Source organism: Mycobacterium sp. ACS4054, from assembly GCF_001667275.1.
GTDB lineage: Bacteria > Actinomycetota > Actinomycetes > Mycobacteriales > Mycobacteriaceae > Mycobacterium.
In genome coordinates this window covers 55,201-72,137 of record NZ_LZHV01000056.1, presented here as the reverse complement: position 1 = coordinate 72,137, position 16,937 = coordinate 55,201, and the positions used below count along the sequence as shown (strand labels likewise).

At 70.3% G+C, this 16,937-nt stretch carries 17 protein-coding genes; 12 read left to right on the top strand and 5 right to left on the bottom strand.

The window, feature by feature from the left end:
- Position 1: 1 nt before the first annotated feature.
- Genes A5730_RS16275 through A5730_RS16260 form a run of 4 tightly spaced genes read left to right on the top strand, consistent with a single transcriptional unit; the run spans position 2 to position 4,552 of the window.
- A complete protein-coding gene (locus A5730_RS16275; RefSeq protein ID WP_067902436.1) occupies positions 2 to 952 on the top strand; it encodes a respiratory chain complex I subunit 1 family protein in 951 nt (316 codons plus the stop codon).
- Positions 949 to 1,614: a hypothetical protein gene (locus A5730_RS16270; RefSeq protein ID WP_067902371.1), complete on the top strand. Its 666-nt coding sequence runs from the start codon at positions 949 to 951 to the stop codon at positions 1,612 to 1,614. The genes A5730_RS16275 and A5730_RS16270 overlap by 4 nt, the downstream gene beginning before the upstream one ends.
- Positions 1,611 to 3,077, top strand: coding sequence for a proton-conducting transporter membrane subunit (locus A5730_RS16265; protein WP_067902363.1), 1,467 nt, complete (start codon positions 1,611 to 1,613; stop codon positions 3,075 to 3,077). Before A5730_RS16270 ends, A5730_RS16265 begins: the two co-directional genes overlap by 4 nt.
- Positions 3,074 to 4,552, top strand: coding sequence for an NADH-quinone oxidoreductase subunit C (locus tag A5730_RS16260; RefSeq protein WP_067902360.1), 1,479 nt, complete (start codon positions 3,074 to 3,076; stop codon positions 4,550 to 4,552). Before A5730_RS16265 ends, A5730_RS16260 begins: the two co-directional genes overlap by 4 nt.
- A gap of 10 nt (positions 4,553 to 4,562) precedes the next feature.
- Here A5730_RS16260 and A5730_RS16255 read toward each other — a convergent pair whose 3' ends face one another.
- A complete protein-coding gene (locus A5730_RS16255) occupies positions 4,563 to 5,474 on the bottom strand; it encodes an A/G-specific adenine glycosylase (protein WP_067902357.1) in 912 nt (303 codons plus the stop codon).
- On the opposite strand from A5730_RS16255, the gene A5730_RS16250 reads away from it, so the two are divergent.
- Entirely contained in the window at positions 5,473 to 6,090 is a 618-nt protein-coding gene (locus tag A5730_RS16250; protein WP_067902356.1) for a carbonic anhydrase, read from the top strand. The two genes, A5730_RS16255 and A5730_RS16250, sit on opposite strands and share 2 nt — an antisense overlap.
- Before the next feature lie 126 nt (positions 6,091 to 6,216).
- Positions 6,217 to 7,023: a hypothetical protein gene (locus A5730_RS16245; RefSeq protein WP_156745832.1), complete on the top strand. Its 807-nt coding sequence runs from the start codon at positions 6,217 to 6,219 to the stop codon at positions 7,021 to 7,023.
- On the opposite strand, the gene disA is transcribed toward A5730_RS16245, so the two are convergent.
- The 3 genes from disA to A5730_RS16230 are packed head-to-tail and all read right to left on the bottom strand — an operon-like array spanning position 7,020 to position 10,113.
- Complete coding sequence (gene disA, locus A5730_RS16240) at positions 7,020 to 8,093, bottom strand: DNA integrity scanning diadenylate cyclase DisA (RefSeq protein ID WP_067747821.1); 1,074 nt, start codon at positions 8,091 to 8,093, stop codon at positions 7,020 to 7,022. The genes A5730_RS16245 and disA overlap by 4 nt on opposite strands.
- Positions 8,090 to 9,520 carry a DNA repair protein RadA gene (gene radA / locus A5730_RS16235; RefSeq protein WP_067902354.1) on the bottom strand — a complete coding sequence of 477 codons (1,431 nt, stop codon included), beginning with the start codon at positions 9,518 to 9,520 and terminating at the stop codon, positions 8,090 to 8,092. The genes disA and radA overlap by 4 nt, the downstream gene beginning before the upstream one ends.
- A gap of 59 nt (positions 9,521 to 9,579) precedes the next feature.
- Positions 9,580 to 10,113, bottom strand: a complete 534-nt coding sequence (locus tag A5730_RS16230) for a hypothetical protein (RefSeq protein ID WP_369829889.1) — start codon at positions 10,111 to 10,113, stop codon at positions 9,580 to 9,582.
- Between the two features lie 302 nt (positions 10,114 to 10,415).
- Here A5730_RS16230 and carD point away from each other — a divergent pair, with 302 nt between their 5' ends.
- Genes carD through A5730_RS16200 form a run of 6 tightly spaced genes read left to right on the top strand, consistent with a single transcriptional unit; the run spans position 10,416 to position 15,434 of the window.
- Positions 10,416 to 10,904: an RNA polymerase-binding transcription factor CarD gene (gene carD, locus A5730_RS16225; RefSeq protein WP_007166539.1), complete on the top strand. Its 489-nt coding sequence runs from the start codon at positions 10,416 to 10,418 to the stop codon at positions 10,902 to 10,904.
- Between the two features lie 16 nt (positions 10,905 to 10,920).
- Complete coding sequence (gene ispD, locus A5730_RS16220; protein ID WP_067902350.1) at positions 10,921 to 11,592, top strand: 2-C-methyl-D-erythritol 4-phosphate cytidylyltransferase; 672 nt, start codon at positions 10,921 to 10,923, stop codon at positions 11,590 to 11,592.
- Positions 11,589 to 12,068: a 2-C-methyl-D-erythritol 2,4-cyclodiphosphate synthase gene (gene ispF, locus A5730_RS16215; protein ID WP_067902348.1), complete on the top strand. Its 480-nt coding sequence runs from the start codon at positions 11,589 to 11,591 to the stop codon at positions 12,066 to 12,068. The genes ispD and ispF overlap by 4 nt, the downstream gene beginning before the upstream one ends.
- Positions 12,069 to 12,116: 48 nt before the next feature.
- Positions 12,117 to 13,535 (top strand): cysteine--tRNA ligase, encoded by a 1,419-nt coding sequence (gene cysS / locus A5730_RS16210; protein ID WP_067902346.1) that lies wholly within the window; start codon positions 12,117 to 12,119, stop codon positions 13,533 to 13,535.
- Positions 13,536 to 14,468 (top strand): 23S rRNA (guanosine(2251)-2'-O)-methyltransferase RlmB, encoded by a 933-nt coding sequence (rlmB, locus tag A5730_RS16205; RefSeq protein WP_067902336.1) that lies wholly within the window; start codon positions 13,536 to 13,538, stop codon positions 14,466 to 14,468.
- Positions 14,469 to 15,434, top strand: a complete 966-nt coding sequence (locus A5730_RS16200; protein WP_067902334.1) for a glycerophosphodiester phosphodiesterase — start codon at positions 14,469 to 14,471, stop codon at positions 15,432 to 15,434.
- 1 nt (position 15,435) lies between these two features.
- Here the strand turns inward: A5730_RS16200 and A5730_RS16195 are convergent, their stop codons facing one another.
- Positions 15,436 to 16,833 carry an NAD(P)/FAD-dependent oxidoreductase gene (locus tag A5730_RS16195; RefSeq protein WP_082946863.1) on the bottom strand — a complete coding sequence of 466 codons (1,398 nt, stop codon included), beginning with the start codon at positions 16,831 to 16,833 and terminating at the stop codon, positions 15,436 to 15,438.
- Between the last annotated feature and the right edge of the window lie 104 nt (positions 16,834 to 16,937).

Sequence of the window (16,937 nt, the reverse complement as noted above, 5' to 3'; positions counted from 1 at the left end):
CTTGTCTTACGTCGCGGGCGCGGTCCAGGTCGCCGGCGTCATGGCCGGAGCGCCGCTGGTGGTCGGCCTGACCCGGCAGGTGCGCGCCCGTTGGGAGGGCCGCGCCGGCGCCGGAATCCTGCAGCCGTGGCGCGACATCGTCAAACAGCTTGGCAAGCAACAGATTACCCCGGCCGGGACGACGGTGGTGTTCGCGGCCGCGCCCGCGGTGATCGCGGGATCGACATTGCTGATCGCCGCGATCGCGCCGCTGGTCGCAACCGGGTCGCCACTGGACGCCAGCGCCGACCTGTTCGCCGTGGTCGGCCTGCTGTTCGTGGGCACCGTCGCCCTGGCCCTGGCCGGCATCGACACCGGCACCTCGTTCGGCGGCATGGGCGCCAGCCGCGAGATCACCATCGCCGCACTCGTCGAACCCACCATCCTGCTGGCGGTCTTCGCCCTGTCCATGCCGGTGGGCTCGGCCAATCTCGGTGCGCTGGTGGCGCATACGGTCACCCATCCCGGGCAGGTGGTGTCGCTGGCCGCGGTGCTGGCGTTCGCGGCGCTGGTGATCGTGATCGTCGCCGAGACCGGGCGACTGCCGGTGGACAACCCGGCCACCCATCTCGAGCTGACGATGGTTCACGAGGCGATGGTTCTCGAATACGCCGGCCCGAAGCTGGCCCTGGTCGAGTGGGCGGCCGGAATGCGGCTCACCGTGCTCCTGGCGCTGCTGGCAAACCTGTTCGCGCCATGGGGTATTGCGGGGGAGCGGCCCGGTGGCGTCGGCATCGTGATCGGACTCGCAGCGGTGGCGGCCAAGGTCGCGGTGCTCGCGGTGTCGCTGGCCACCGTCGAGGTGTTCGTCGCCAAGCTGCGCCTGTTCCGGGTGCCCGAGTTGCTGGCCGGATCGTTCCTGTTGGCGTTGCTCGCTGTCGTCGCGGCCAACTTCTTCGTGGTGGCGACATGACCTACGGGACGTTTTCGGTCCTGGTCGACCTGGCCGCCGGCGGGCTGCTGTTGGCCGCCGTGCTGATCGTGTGGCGGCGCGACCTCACCGCCATCATCCGGTTGCTGGCATGGCAGGGCGTTGCGTTGGCGGCCATCCCGTTGCTGCGCGGGGCGTACGACGGTGACGCTGCGTTGATCGGAGTCGGGGTCGCCGTGCTGGCCTTGCGGGTTGCGGTGCTGCCACGGCTGCTGGCCCGCGCGGGCGGCGCCGGGTCGCGATCCCGCCGGGAGGCCACCCCGGTGATCAACACCGCCACGTCGCTGCTCATCACGGCGGCGCTGACGCTCGCCGCGTTCGCCGCCACCGGGCCGCTGGTGAGTCTGCAGCCCGCCGCGACCACTTCCGCGGTGCCCGCCGCGACCGCGGTCGTGCTGATCGCGCTGCTCGTCATGGTCACGCGGCGGCACGCCGTATCGCAGGCCGCGGGATTTCTGATGCTGGACAACGGGATTGCCGCCACCGCGTTTCTGCTCACGGCGGGCGTGCCGCTGATAGTGGAACTCGGCGCCTCGCTGGACGTGTTGTTCGCCGTCATCGTGATCGGCGTCCTGACCGGCAGGTTGGCCCAGGCTTTCGGCGGCGCCGACCTGGACGCATTACAGGAGCTGCACGACGGATGACCGCCTTACTGCTCGCCGCGATCCTCACCCCGATAGGTGCCGCGGTCGCCGTCCTGATCGCCGGATGGCGACGCACGACCGCGACACTGATCGTGCTCGCGGCGGTGACGGTCCTCGGCTGTGGTGCGGCGCTCGCGGTCCGTGTCGGAACCGGCGCCCGTCTCGCCTTGAGTGGGTTATTGAGACTCGATGCGCTCAGCGTCACCATGCTGATCGTCATCGGAATCGTTGCCACGCTGGCCACTTGGGCCAGCATCGGCTACGTCGATGCCGAACTCGCACGCGGCCACACCGACACGCGCGGCGCACGGGTGTACGGGGCCCTCACGGCAGGCTTCCTGGCGGCGATGGTTGTCGCGGTGTGCGCCAACAACATCGGCGTCGTCTGGATCGCGATCGAGGCGACCACGGTCATCACCGCCTTCCTGGTCGGGCACCGCCGTACCCGCAGGGCGCTCGAAGCGACCTGGAAGTATGTCGTGATCTGCTCGGTCGGGATCGCCGTCGCCTTCCTCGGCACCGTGCTGCTCTACTACGCCGCCGAGCATACCGGCGCCCCTGCCTCCGCCGCGCTGAACCTCGACGTGCTGGCCGCACACGCCGGCGCGCTCGACCCCGGCATCGCCCGGTTGGCGGGCGGCCTGCTGCTCATCGGCTACGGCGCCAAGGCCGGGTTGTTTCCGTTCCACACCTGGCTTGCCGACGCCCACAGCCAGGCGCCGGCACCGGTTTCCGCGCTGATGAGCGGCGTACTGCTCTCCGTAGCCCTCTCGGTGCTGATTCGCCTCAAGCCGATCATCGGCGCCGCCACCGGCCCCGCTTTCATGCGCTCGGGCCTGCTGGTCATCGGACTCGCGACATTGGTGGTCGCGGCCCTGATGCTCACCGTGACACCGGATCTCAAGCGCATGCTCGCGTACTCCTCGATGGAGAACATGGGTTTGATCGCTATCGCCGCCGCGGTCGGAACCTCGCTGGCCATCACCGCGCTGCTGCTGCACGTCCTGGCTCACGGGATCGGCAAGACGGTCCTGTTCTTGGCGAGCGGCCCGCTGCAGGCGGCGCACGACTCGACCGCGATCGCCGACATCGCCGCCGTGTTGCGGCGCTCCCGGCTCATCGGCGTGTCGATCGCCGTCGGGGTGATCGTTCTCCTCGGCCTTCCGCCGTTCGCGATGTTCGCCAGCGAACTGGCGATCGTGCGGTCACTCGCCGACGCCCGGCTGACCTGGGTGCTCGCCGCGGGCATGCTGCTGGTTGCGATCGCCTTCGCCGCGTTGGCGCGCAACGCGGGCCGCATCTTGCTGGGCGGCCCGGCCGGCGCACCCCAGATCGCCGTGCCGCGAACGGTGTCGGCCGCCCTGGTCGTCGGCATCGCCGCATCGCTCGCGCTCGGCGTGACGGCGGGCCCGCTCACCGAGCTGTTCACCGCCGCGGCGAGCGCCGTCGGGGGACCGCGATGAGGCCCGAATGGCAACGCCACGGGCTATCGCAGGACAGGCTGGCGGAGGCGGCGGAAGACCTGCTGGGCAAGGGATTTCGCTTGGCCCTGGTGGCAGCCCACGACGACTCCGCCGCCTACCGGATCGTCTATCTTTTCCTTGCCGGTTGGCCGGATCGCCGCGTCGAGCTTGAATGCTCAGTGCCGAAAGACGATCCGACGATGCTATCGCTGGCCGGCCTGTCGTTCACGGCCAGCCGCTTCGAGCGCGAAATGGCGGACCTGTATGGGATCCGGTGCCTGGGCCATCCCAAACCTCGCCGCCTGGTGCGGCATGCGCACTGGCCCGAGGACTGGTATCCGATGCGCCGCACGGCGCCACCCCCACCCAAACTGGATGGCACCGGCCACTTCCCGTTCGTCACGGTCGAGGGGCCCGGGGTGTACGAGATCCCCGTTGGCCCCGTGCATGCGGGCTTGATCGAGCCCGGCCACTTCCGCTTTTCCGTCGCCGGTGAAACCGTGATCCGTCTGAAGGCCCGGCTGTGGTTCGTCCATCGCGGGTTGGAAAAGCTCTTCGAGGGTCGGCCGGCCGGCGGCGCGGTCGAGTTGGCCGAGCGGGTGAGCGGCGACACCTCCGTCGGGCACGCGCTGGCCCATTGCCTCGCCATCGAAGACGCGCTCGGGATGGAGATTTCCGGCGAGGTGCACCGGTTGCGGGCGTTGCTGCTCGAACTGGAACGGCTCTACAACCACGCCGCCGACCTTGGCGCGCTGGCCAACGACGTGGGATTCGGACTCGCTTACGCGCACGCGCAACGCATCCGCGAACAACTATTGCGGCTCAACGACGCGATCACCGGTCATCGGCTGCTGCGCGGCGCGGTGCGCCCGGGCGGGGTCGCGCTGCGGGCGCTCCCGGATGCCGGCGCGCTGCGACGCATCGCCACCGACATCGCCGAGGTCGCCGAACTGACCCTGCACAACACCGTGGTGTATGACCGGTTCGCAGGGACCGCGGTCCTGCATCGAGAAGACGCTCACGCGCTCGGGTGCCTGGGCTATGTCGCGCGCGCGAGCGGCATACGCACGGACGCCCGACTCGAACACCCCACCGCCGCACTGCCGGTCACCGAGATCGACGCCACCGCGGGCGACGTGCTGGCCCGCTACACCGCGCGCCGAGACGAATTCGCAGCGTCCACCGAGCTCGCCGGTCACCTGATCGAATCGCACAGCGGCCCAACCGAATACACGGAGTCCGTGCCGGCGCATCCTCGGCCCTGCAGTGGCATCGGCATCGTCGAGGGTTGGCGCGGCACCATCGTCCACCGCGTCGAAATCGACGCCGCCAATCGGATCACTCGCGCGAAGATCGTCGACCCGTCGTGGTTCAACTGGCCCGCACTGCCCGTTGCGATGGCCGACACCATCGTTCCCGACTTTCCACTGGCCAACAAGAGCTTCAACCAGTCCTACGCCGGCAACGACCTTTGATCGCCGGCGACTACTCTTCGCCCGCAAGGGCGAATCGGCCGTCGGCCGTCTGCGCGACCAGGCCGTCGGCCAGCAGCGAGTACAGTGCGCGGTCGCGCTGGGCGGTATCGGTCAGCCACGCCACGTCCAGCGCCGCCCGGGTGACCGGGGAATCGCTGCCGCGCAACACGTCCAGCAGGCGTCCGCGCACCTGCCGATCGGTTCCGGCGTAGGTCTGCACCCGCCGCGCCGGACCCTGCGCCGGGGCGTAGCCGGTGTCCCGCCACGCGCACCGGGTGAGCGGACACAACCCGCAGCGCGGGGATCGCGCCGTGCACACCGTCGCACCGAGCTCCATCAGGGCAACCGAAAACGTCGGGGCGGTGCCGTTTTTCGGCAGCAGCGCGGAGACCTCGGCCATGTCCCGCACCGCCGACGCCGAACCGCCGTCCGCCAGCCCCCGCACGGCACGGGCCACCACCCGGCGCACGTTGGTGTCGACCACCGGGACCGGTTGCCGGTAGGCGAAACAGGCGATAGCGCGCGCCGTGTAGCTGCCGACGCCGGGCAGCGTCAGCAGGACCTCGACGTCGTCGGGCACCACGTCGTTGTGGTCGCGCGCGATGACGGTCGCGCATTCGTGCAGGCGCTTGGCCCGTCGGGGATATCCGAGCTTGCCCCACGCGCGCAGCACGTCGGCCTCGGCGGCGGCCGCGGTCGCCGACGGGGTAGGCCAGCGCCGCACCCAGTCCGACCAGATCGGCAACACCCGCGAGACCGGCGTCTGCTGCAGCATGAACTCGCTGACCAGGATCTGCCAGGCACTGACGCCGGGTTCGCGCCAGGGCAGGTCGCGGCGGGACCGTTCGTACCACTCGAGTAACTCATCGGCCGAAATATTTGGCCGCCCGTTAACCGGCGGATGCGGCATGATGTCAGCCATGCCTAACACCAGTCCGGTAACCGCGTGGAAAGCACTCAAAGAGGGTAACGAGCGATTCGTCGCCGGGAAGCCCCAGCATCCCAGCCAGAGTGTGGAACATAGGGCCAGCCTGGCCGGCGGTCAAAAGCCCACCGCGGTCGTGTTCGGCTGCGCCGACAGCCGGGTGGCGGCCGAGCTCATTTTCGACCAGGGTCTGGGCGACATGTTCGTGGTGCGCACCGCCGGGCAGGCCATCGACTCGGCGGTGCTGGGCTCCATCGAGTTCGCGGTGGCGGTCCTCGACGTGCCGCTGATCGTCGTCCTGGGCCATGACAGTTGCGGTGCCGTCAAGGCCGCCCTCGCCGCCATCAACGACGGCGCGATCCCGGGTGGCTTCGTGCGCGACGTGGTCGAGCGGGTCGCGCCGTCGATCCTGATGGGCCGCCGCGACGGCCTCAGCCGCGTCGACGAGTTCGAGGAACGGCACGTGCGCGAAACGATCGCCCAGCTCATGTCGCGTTCGTCCACCATCGCCGAGCGGGTGTCCGCGGGCACCCTGGCGGTGGCGGGCGCGACCTATCACCTCGCGGACGGGCGGGCCGCGCTGGTCGATCACGTCGGTGACATTGGTGAGTAGCGGGCGAATAGCGGGCGAATAGTCGGCGAATAGCGGCCGGCACTAACACGGCGGTCAGCCAGCAAACCCCGCGACACGCCGGGGCGGGTCAGGCAACTCGGCGTGACCTGGACCTACGCTGCAAACGTGCTGGATCTGGAACCGCGTGGCCCGCTACCCACCGAGATCTATTGGCGGCGCCGTGGCCTGGCCGTGGGCGTCGCGGTCGTCGTCGTCGGGATCGCGGTCGCCGCGGTCATCGCCTTCATGGGGCACACCGGGGGCGCCAAGCCCGCCAGTGCCGACAAGTCCAATTCCGCTCAGGGCAAGCCCGGTTCGCCCGCGCCGCAGGCGCCGCCGCCGGCCGCGCCCGGCGAGCAGCCCACCGCGGTGGCGCCGCAACAGGGGCAGAACCCCGAGATGCCCACCCCGACCGCCGCGGTGCAGCCGCCGCCGGTGCTCAAGGAGGGCGACGACTGCCCCGATGCGACGCTGGCCGTCAAGGGCCTGACCAATGCGCCGCAATACTTCATCGGGGATCAGCCGAAATTCACCATGGTCGTCACCAACATCGGCCTGGTGTCGTGCAAGCGGGACGTGGGGGCCGCGGTGCTGGCCGCCTATGTGTACTCGCTGGACAACAAGCGGTTGTGGTCGAACCTGGACTGCGCGCCGTCCAACGAGACGCTGGTCAAGACCTTCACCCCGGGTGAGCAGGTGACGACCGCGGTGACGTGGACGGGGATGGGGTCGGCGCCGCACTGCCCGCTGCCGCGGCCGGCGATCGGGCCGGGCACCTACAACCTCGTCGTCCAGCTGGGCAACCTGCGTTCGCAGCCGGTTCCGTTCATCCTGAACCAGCCGCCACCGCCGCCGGGACCCGTGCCCGGGGCGGGCCAGCCGGCCGCCGCGCCCCCGCCGGAGGCACCGCCGGCCCAGGTTCCCGCTGGTTAGCTCAGCGGGTCGGCGATAGTCGACTCCGCCAGTTGCGATAGCCCCTCTCGCACGTGACGGGCCCACATCGCGCCGATACCCTCGACCGATTGCAGGTCGCCGGCGCTGGCCGCCAGCAGGCCCTGCAGCGTCCCGAAGGAACGGACCAGAAGGTCGGAGTGCGCGAACTGCAGCCGCGGAATGCTGGCCAGCGCGCGGTAACCGCGCGGGCTGACCGCCGAATCCTGCGCCTCCGCCGTCGTCGGATAACCGAAAACCTTTGCCAGCGCGGTCAATTCGAGTAGCTCGGTGTCCGAGAGGGAGTCCAGCTCGTCGAGGGTTGCGGTCATCTGCGCCTTCGACAGCGGCTCCGGGCTGGCGTGATAGTCCCGCACGGTCAGTTCGCGCGCGATGTCGTTGCCGCCCAGCAGCTCGTCGAGCTGCAACCGCAGCTGGCGCCCGTCGGTGCCCAGCTCGACGACGTCGTCATCGATCACCAGGCCGATCCGCCGGACCAGCTCGAGCCGCTGCACCACCGTCATCACGTCGCGCAGCGTCACGAAGTCCTCGATCTCGGCGAGCGACAGTTGCCTGCTGACCTCGTCGAGCCTGGTCTTATAGCGCTCCAGGGTCGCGATCGCCTGGTTGGCCCGGGACAGGATGGTCGCGGAATCGGCCACCACGTGGCGTTCCCCGCCGACGTAGACCGTCACGATGTTCATCGAGTGGCTCACCGAGATCACCGGGTAACCCGTCTGGATCGCCGCCCGCTCGGCCGAGCGGTGGCGGGTGCCCGATTCGTCGGTGGGGATCGACGGGTCCGGCACCAGCTGGACGTTGGCCCGCACGATGCGGCTGCCGTCGGTGGACAGCACCACGGCGCCGTCCATCTTCGCCAGCTCGCGCAGCCGGGTCGGCGCGTACCGGACGTCGAGGGCGAAGCCGCCGTCACAGATGGCCTCGACGTTCTCGTCGTTGCCCAGGACGATCAGCGCGCCGGTGCGGCCGCGCAGGATGCGCTCCAGGCCGTCGCGCAGGCCGGTGCCCGGCGCCAGGCGGGCGACGGTCTCACGCAGTGTCGGACGAGTCACAGCGTGTCATTGTGCGGCCCCAGCGCGTTATGCGTCCAGCCATTGCGGGGACCCGCGATCGCTTTCATGTGCTGCAGCGCGGCCGCGATCGTCGGCGCCCGCAGCGCCCGCATCCCGCTCGGCACGATCTCGCGGCGGGGATCGTCGCCGTCGGGGATGAGCGCGATGGTGAATCCCTGGCGCGCCGCCTCGCCCAGCCGCCGCTCCATGCCGCTGACCCGCCGCAGGTCACCGGCCAACCCGACCTCGCCGATCATCACCGCCGTCGTCGGCAACGGCAGGTCGGAGTACGCCGACGCCAGCGCCATCGCGACGGCCAGATCCGATGAGGGATCGGTCAACCGCATGCCGCCCACCGTGGACAGGTAGATGTCGTGGACACCGACGGTCAGCTTGCCGTGCTTTTCCAGCACGGCGCTGATCATCGCGGCCCGGGAGTGGTCGATGCCGCTGACCGCGCGGCGCGGCGAACCGCCGCCGGGCATGGCCAGCAGCGCCTGGACCTCCCCGATCAGCGGCCGCTTGCCGTCCAGGGTCACGGTGATCGCGGTCCCCGCGACCGGCGCGGGCCGCTGGTCCAGAAAGAGGTTCGACGGGTCGGAAACGTCCTCGATTCCGTTGTCGTGCAACAGGAAACAACCCACCTCGTCGGCCGCGCCGAACCGGTTCTTGACCCCGCGAACCATCCGCAGCGACCCGTTGCGGTCACCCTCGAAATGCAAGACCACATCCACCAGGTGCTCCAGCGACCGCGGCCCGGCGATGGCGCCGTCCTTGGTGACATGGCCGACCAGGATGAGCGCGACGCCGTTGGCCTTGGCGGCCGCCGTCAGCGCCGCGGTGACCGCGCGGACCTGCGTCACCCCACCGGCGACGCCGTCGGCCTCCGTCGTGGACATGGTTTGCACCGAATCGACGATGACCAGCGCGGGCCGCACGGTGGCGATGTGGTCCAGCACCGTGTGCACGTCGGATTCGGCGGCCAGGTAGACCTCGTCGGAGCCGCAGCCGATGCGGTCCGCGCGCAGCCGGATCTGCCCGGCGGACTCCTCACCGGAGATGTACAGCGCGCGCCGGCCCGAAAGCGCCCAGCGATGGGCCACCTTGAGCAGCAGCGTTGACTTGCCCACGCCCGGATCGCCCGCCAGCAGCGTGACCGAACCGGGCACCACGCCGCCCCCGAGCACCCGGTCGAGCTCCCCGACGCCAGTCGAGCGGTGCTGGCTGGCGTTGGGCTCGACGGAGGTGATCGGGACGGGGCGCGAAGCCGAGGCCGACGCCGGCCCCGCGCGGCGGCCGCCGACCGCGCTCAGCACCGGCGCCTGGTCGACGGTGCCCCAGGTGCCGCACTCCAGGCAGCGGCCCACCCACTTGGCGGTGACGTGCTGGCATTCGGAGCAGCGGTACTGGGAGCGCGGATTTGCCACGCCATGACGGTATCGAGCCGGTACGACAAATCCCGGCTATGACAGGCGGTTACGCCCCGCTAGCTTTGCTGCGGCTGATCCAGCCCGGCCGAAACCGGCACCTGCACGGTGGCCTGACCGGCCTTCTCGAAGTTGAAGGTGAAGTTGTACAGCAGCCCGTTGCTGATCGGCTTGGCCAGGTTGACGGTCGCCCTGACCGCGTTGCTGGAGCCCATCGGCCCGGGCGCCACCTTCTGGCCCTCCGGGGTGCCGATCAACAGCATGCCGCCGGCGGGCAGCCGACCGTCTCCGCTCAGGGTCACCGAGCCGACGTCGCTGGTGATGCTCACCAGCCTGTCCGGCACGCTCGGCGATTGGTTGATGGCCACCAGCACCAGCTCCACCGCCTGCCCGGGCTGGATGGAGGCGCTGGTCTGCTGGGCCTGCATGCGGATGTCGCGCAGCGCCACGTTGTTGAACGTGACCTTGTTGCCGTTGATCGCGGGCTCCTGGACGGCCATCTGCGAGACCTGGCCGGCGCCGCAGCCGCTGAGCACGAGCGCGAGCACCAGGCCGGCGAGCAACCTCAGCGCGGGGCGGACGGGGAGGCTCATCTCGAAGCGGTTCACTCAATGCCTCCTGCTGGGCCGGTTCGACGGATGCAACTATGCACAGTAGTAGGAAGGTTTCCCGTGCGATAGCGCGGGGCGTAAGACCAGCCCGGAAGCCCTCCGGCGGGGTCCGTCGGGGCCGCCCTCGGGGCCGAATGACGGCATTGGTAATGTGCGTCACTGCACGTTCTGCTCGCCCTGTCAACCCCTAATCTGCGCGTGTTGTGCCCCTGACCTGCATCGTTGCTCCGCACGCGATTGGGCGGCCGTGTTAGGATTGACGTAACGAAAGGGGCTCGAATCAGATGATCTTCAAGGTCGGCGACACCGTTGTTTACCCGCATCACGGTGCTGCGTTAGTCGAGGCGATTGAAACCCGCACCATCAAAGGGGAACAAAAGGAATATCTCGTCTTGAAGGTGGCGCAGGGAGACCTGACCGTTCGAGTGCCCGCTGACAACGCCGAATACGTCGGTGTGCGCGACGTCGTGGGCCAGGAAGGCCTGGACAAGGTGTTCCAGGTGTTGCGGGCCCCGCACACCGAAGAGCCGACGAACTGGTCGCGCCGCTACAAGGCCAACCTGGAAAAGCTGGCCTCCGGCGACGTCAACAAGGTGGCCGAGGTAGTGCGCGACCTGTGGCGTCGCGACCAGGAACGCGGTTTGTCCGCCGGCGAGAAGCGCATGCTGGCCAAGGCCCGCCAGATCCTGGTCGGCGAATTGGCCCTGGCCGAGAGCACCGACGACGCCAAAGCGGAAACCATCCTCGACGAGGTTCTCGCCGCCGCTTCCTGAAGGCCCTGACGCTCCGGTGGTCACGGGCACGGTCGTCGCAGTGGTCCCGGCCGCAGGGTCGGGGGAGCGATTGAGCGCCGGCATTCCCAAGGCATTCTGCGAGGTCGACGGGCGCACCCTGCTGGACCGCGCCGTAGCCGGTTTGCTGGATTCTTCCGTCGTCGACCACGTGGTGGTCGCCGTTCCGGCGGCCCGGGTCGACGAGGCCAAGCGGGCCCTGGGCGAGCGGGCGACCGTCGTCGCCGGCGGGGCCGATCGCACCACATCCGTGAGCCTGGCGCTGGCGGCGCTGACCGGTGACCCCGAGTTCGTGCTCGTCCACGACGCCGCCCGTGCCCTGACGCCCCCCGCGCTGATCGTGCGGGTGGTGGAGGCGCTGCGGGCCGGGCACGGCGCGGTCGTGCCCGCGCTGCCGCTGCATGACACCATCAAGGCCGTGGACGCCAACGGTGTGGTCCTGGGCACGCCCGAGCGGGCCGGCCTGCGCGCCGTGCAGACCCCGCAAGGGTTCGCCCGCGAGCTGCTGCTGCGGGCCTACCAGCGCGCCGGCACCGCGGAATTCACCGACGACGCATCGCTCGTCGAGCACGTCGGTGGCCAGGTTCAGGTGGTCGACGGCGACCCGCTGGCCTTCAAGATCACCACCCGGCTCGATCTCCTGCTGGCCGAAGCGATCGTGCGCGGGTGAGCGAGCTGCCGCGGGTCGGCCTGGGCGTCGACGTGCATCCGATCGAGCCCGGGCGGCCGTGCTGGCTGGTGGGGTTGCTGTTCGACGGGGCCGACGGCTGCGCCGGCCACTCCGACGGCGACGTGGGGGCGCACGCGTTGTGCGACGCGCTGTTGTCGGCCGCGGGGCTGGGCGATCTCGGCGCCGTCTTCGGGGTCGACGACCCGCGCTGGCAGGGCGTCAGCGGCGCCGACATGCTGCGCCACGTCGCCGACCTGGTGGCGCGCGCGGGCTTTCGAATCGGAAACGCCGCGGTGCAGCTGATCGGCAACCAGCCCAGGGTCGGTCCCCGCCGTGACGAGGCGCAGCGGGTGCTCGCCGAGCTGCTGGGCGCGCCGGTGTCGGTATCGGCGACGACGACCGACGGTTTGGGGCTGACCGGCCGCGGCGAGGGACGCGCCGCCATCGCCACCGCATTGGTGGTTCCCGCCGGCTGAGGCGCGCAGCACCGGGCGGCGCGGAACCACCCGGTAAGCTGGCACGTCGTGACCGATCGCGCCCGTCTGCGGCTACACGACACGGCGGCCGGTGCCGTGCGTGACTTCGTCCCGCTGCGCGAGGGCCACGTCTCCATCTACCTGTGTGGCGCCACCGTGCAGGGCCTGCCGCACATCGGGCATGTCCGCAGCGGCGTGGCCTTTGACATCCTGCGCCGGTGGCTGATGGCGCGCGGCTGCGACGTCGCGTTCATCCGCAACGTCACCGACATCGAGGACAAGATCCTGGCCAAGGCCGCCGCGGCCGGCCGCCCGTGGTGGGAGTGGGCGGCCACCTACGAGCGCGCCTTCAGCGCCGCCTACGACGCCTTGGACGTCCTGCCGCCATCGGCCGAACCGCGAGCCACCGGGCACATCACCCAGATGGTCGAATTGATGGACCGCCTGATCGAAACCGGCCACGCCTACGCGGCCGCCGGCGACGTCTACTTCGACGTGCTGAGTTATCCCGAGTACGGACAGTTGTCGGGGCACAAGGTCGACGACGTCCATCAGGGCGAGGGCGTGGCCACCGGCAAGCGCGACCAGCGCGACTTCACGCTCTGGAAGGGCGAAAAGCCCGGGGAACCGTCGTGGCCCTCGCCGTGGGGCCGCGGCCGTCCGGGCTGGCACCTGGAGTGCTCGGCGATGGCCCGCACCTACCTGGGACCGGAATTCGACATCCATTGCGGCGGAATGGATTTGGTGTTCCCGCATCACGAGAACGAGATCGCGCAGAGCCGCGCCGCCGGCGACGGGTTCGCCCGCTACTGGCTGCACAACGGCTGGGTCACCATGGGCGGCGAGAAGATGAGCAAGTCGCTGGGCAACGTGCTGGCCATCCCGGCGCTGCTGGAGCGGGTGCGGCCGGCGGAGCTGCGCTACTACCTGGGCAGCGCGCATTACCGGTCGATGCTGGAATTCTCCGACACCGCCCTGCAGGACGCGGTGAAAGCCTATGTGGGCGTTGAGGAATTCCTGCACCGCGTCCGCGTTCGCGTCGGCGCCGTCGAGCCCGGCGATCCGACCCCGCGCTTCGCCGAGGCGCTCGACGACGACTTGGCGGTCCCGGCCGCGCTGGCCGAGGTGCACCACGCCCGCGCGGAGGGCAACCGGGCGCTCGACAGTGGCGATCACGAGGGCGCGCTGCAGCACGCCCGCGCGATCCGCGCCATGATGGGCATCCTGGGCTGCGACCCGCTCGACGAGCGCTGGGAGACCCGCGACGAGACGTCGGCCGCGCTGGCCGCCGTCGAGGTGCTGGTGCGGGCCGAACTGGAAAACCGGGAAAAGGCCCGCGAGCAACGTAATTGGGCGCTCGCCGACGAGATCCGGGATCGGTTGAAGATCGCCGGCATCGAGGTCACCGACACCGCCGACGGGCCGCAGTGGTCGCTGCAGGCCGGCGAAGAAAAGCGCACCGACTAGATGGCGGGCAATTCGCGGCGCCGCGGGGCGATCCGCAAAGCGGGCAGCAAGAAGGGGCCCACCGTCGGCTCGGGCGGCCAGCGCCGCCGGGGTTTGGAGGGTCGCGGGCCCACCCCGCCGGCACACCTGCGTCCCAACCATCCCGCCGCCAAGCGCGCCCAGTCCCAGTCGCGCCGGCCCGCCAAACGCCCGACCGACGAGACGGAAACCGTGCTCGGCCGCAACCCGGTGCTGGAATGTCTGCGTGCCGGTGTGCCGGCGACCGCCCTTTACGTGGCCCTGGGCATCGACGCCGACGAACGGGTCACCGAAAGCGTTGCCCGCGCGGCGGATTCGGGCATCTCGATCCTCGAGGTGCCGCGCACCGACCTGGACCGGATGACCAGTAACCACCTGCATCAGGGCATCGCCCTGCAGGTGCCGCCGTACAACTACGCCCACCCCGACGATCTGTTGACGGCCGCGCTCAACGCCCCGCCCGCGCTGTTGGTCGCGTTGGACAACATCTCCGATCCCCGCAACCTGGGCGCGATCGTGCGGTCGGTCGCGGCGTTCGGCGGTCACGGCGTGCTGATCCCGCAGCGGCGTTCGGCGTCGGTGACCGCGGTGGCCTGGCGCACCAGCGCCGGCGCCGCGGCCCGCGTCCCGGTGGCCCGGGCCACCAATCTCACCAGGACGCTGAAGGATTGGGCCGACCGCGGCATCCGGGTGATCGGCCTGGACGCCGACGGCGACACCGTGGTCGACGACGTGGACGGCGCCGACCCGCTGGTGGTGGTCGTCGGATCTGAAGGCAAGGGGCTGTCGCGACTGGTGCGGCAGAACTGCGACGAGGTGGTGTCCATCCCGATGGCCGGGCACGCCGAATCGCTGAACGCCTCGGTGGCCGCCGGCGTGGTGCTCGCCGAAATCGCCCGCCAGCGCAGGCATTAATTGATAGCACGCCTCGTCGCCGCGCTGCTGGGGCTGAGCCTGCTCTGTGCGTCGACCGCCTCGGCGCAACCCGCCGACTTCGACCTGCAGGCCCACCGTGGCGGGCGCGGGGAGACCACCGAGGAATCGTTGCGCGCCTTCGCCAAAGCGCTCGAATTGGGCGTCGACACACTCGAACTCGACGTCAACATCACCAGGGACGGGCAACCGCTGGTGTGGCACGACCCGACGATCGACGCCGAGAAATGCGCCGACACCGGACCCGCGTTCACCGGCGACCCGCAGTACCCCTACGTCGGCAAGCTGGTCCACGAGCTGACCGCGACCCAGATCCGCACGCTCGACTGCGGGCGACCGCTGGCCGAGTTCCCCGGCGCCGAAGTGGTGCGCGGCAACAAGATAGCTGTCCTGCCGGAGGTGTTCGCGCTCGCCGACTCCTACCACGCCGCCGTGCGCTACGACATCGAGACCAAGGTGGCGGCCGACCGGCCCGGCACGTCGGCCGACCCCCAGCAGTTCGTCGACGTGATCCTGGCGGCGGTCAGATCGGCGGGCAAGGTCGACCGGGTGGAGATCGAAAGCTTCGACTGGCGGACGCTGCCACTGGTTCACCGTGCCGAGCCGTCGATTCCGTTGGTCGCCTTGTACAACGGGCAGACGTGGTCCCCCGGCTCACCGTGGCTGGCCGGCGTCGACGCCGGCGCCGTCGGCGATCCGATGCTCGGCGCGCTGCTGGTGGGCGCCAGCATCGTCTCGCCCCGTTACACGCTGGTCACCGGTGCGGCCTATGTCGACCACGCGCATGCGCTGGGGCTCAAGGTCATTCCCTGGACCGTTAACGACGCCGGCGCCATGCGCGAGCAGATCGGTTACGGCGTCGACGGCATCATCACCGACTTCCCGACCCTGCTGCGCGGCGTGCTGGGCGAACTCGGGATGCCGCTGCCGCCGGCCTACCGCCGGTAGGTCAGGGCACCGCCTTCGCCAGAACGTCGGCGGGCGCGTCATGTTGCTCGACACCGTGCCGGCGCCCGCGGGCGGCGCGCCAGATCATGTTCGGGCGCAACAGTTTCGTCGCGGGGTCGACGAGCGAGGTCACTCTGATGAACTGATTGAACGCGACGGTGTCGCTTTCGGCCGCCGCGAGCACGCGATCGACGTACCTGTTGAACAGCCGCGCCGCCAGCGGTGCGGTGCCCTCGATTTCGGGCAGGGCGAGGTCGGGGTTGGTCGACAGCTGCCACGCCTGGCGAATCGGCGCCGCCGCGGCACGGAAGAAGCGCCGCGCCAGGTCGTCGCCGCCGGCGGAGAGGCAGTCGCGCAGCGCCAACGCCTCGAGCGCGGCGACCGTCATGCCCTGGCCGTAGACCGGGTTGAAGCTGCAGATCGCGTCGCCGGTAACCAGCAGGCCCTCGGGGAAGCGCCGCATCCTGTCGTAGCGGCGCCACCGGCTGCACGGCACCCGGTGCCGCACCGGCTCCCCGATCGGTTCGGCCGCGCGCACCGCGGCCAGCAGATGGGCCGGCGCGCAGTCCGCCACGAAATCACACAACGTCGCAAGATCGAGAGTCTTCGGCTCCTCGCCGGCCACCCCCATCACCGTGAGCAGCCAGGTGTCGTTCTCGCAGTGCAGCAGGCCGCAACCCCTCGGCCGGCCCGGCACGATCCCGACGAGGAAGCCGAGCTCCCGCGGCGCGTCCGACGTGATCCGCAGCGCCTGGCTGGCATACGTCAGCTGGACGACGATGCGATCCTCGCGCGGGCGCTCGTATCCCAGGCTTTCCAGCCACGTGGGGGTGCGGGCGGCGCGCCCGGTGGCGTCGACGACCAGGTCCGCGTGCAGCGTGACGGGTTCGCCGCTGTGTTGACCGACGACCCGCACCCCCGTGACGCGGCGATGGTCCGCCGTTGAGATCAGGCCCAAGATGCTGTGGTCGTCGAGCAGCGTGACGTTGGGGATCTGACGCAGCCGGACGCGGACGTGATCCTCGAGGAAGGGCCGGGTCGCGCTGTAGGCCGTCAACCCCGTCGCGCTGCCGCGCCGCGCCAACAGGTGGCCGCCCACGTCGTAGTACAGCCCGGACAGATCCTGGCCGTCGAAGTACTGCGCGCCGTCGAGGATCATCTCGTCGAGGACGCCGGGGAACATCCCCTCGATCACCTGGGCGCCTCGGGCCAACAGCGCGTGCAGGTGCCGGCCCTGGGGCACGCCCCGTCGGGCGGTGTCGGCGTCGGGGAGCGGGTCGCGCTCCACGACGGTGACCGTGTCGAAGAAGTCGGCGAGCGACCGCGCGGCCAGCAAACCGGCCATGCTCGCTCCCAATACCACCGCGTGGTTACCGATGCTGCCCTTCATGTCGGACATGGCCTCCGCCTTTCTGACCCGCAAGCTGACAAAAGCCATGCTCACGGCGCGCGCTGGGCGCCGATAGCGTAGTCCGCTACGCGACTTGGGTGAGCGGACCCGGC

Bases quoted from the DNA above. Each gene is read 5' to 3' on its own strand.
- A5730_RS16270 (WP_067902371.1), top strand. From the start codon at position 949: ATGACCTACGGGACGTTTTCGGTCCTGGTCGACCTGGCCGCCGGCGGG.
- A5730_RS16265 (WP_067902363.1), top strand. From the start codon at position 1,611: ATGACCGCCTTACTGCTCGCCGCGATCCTCACCCCGATAGGTGCCGCG.
- A5730_RS16260 (WP_067902360.1), top strand. From the start codon at position 3,074: ATGAGGCCCGAATGGCAACGCCACGGGCTATCGCAGGACAGGCTGGCG.
- A5730_RS16250 (WP_067902356.1), top strand. From the start codon at position 5,473: ATGCCTAACACCAGTCCGGTAACCGCGTGGAAAGCACTCAAAGAGGGT.
- A5730_RS16255 (WP_067902357.1), bottom strand. From the start codon at position 5,474: ATGGCTGACATCATGCCGCATCCGCCGGTTAACGGGCGGCCAAATATT.
- A5730_RS16230 (WP_369829889.1), bottom strand. From the start codon at position 10,113: ATGAGCCTCCCCGTCCGCCCCGCGCTGAGGTTGCTCGCCGGCCTGGTG.
- carD (WP_007166539.1), top strand. From the start codon at position 10,416: ATGATCTTCAAGGTCGGCGACACCGTTGTTTACCCGCATCACGGTGCT.
- rlmB (WP_067902336.1), top strand. From the start codon at position 13,536: ATGGCGGGCAATTCGCGGCGCCGCGGGGCGATCCGCAAAGCGGGCAGC.
- A5730_RS16195 (WP_082946863.1), bottom strand. From the start codon at position 16,833: ATGTCCGACATGAAGGGCAGCATCGGTAACCACGCGGTGGTATTGGGA.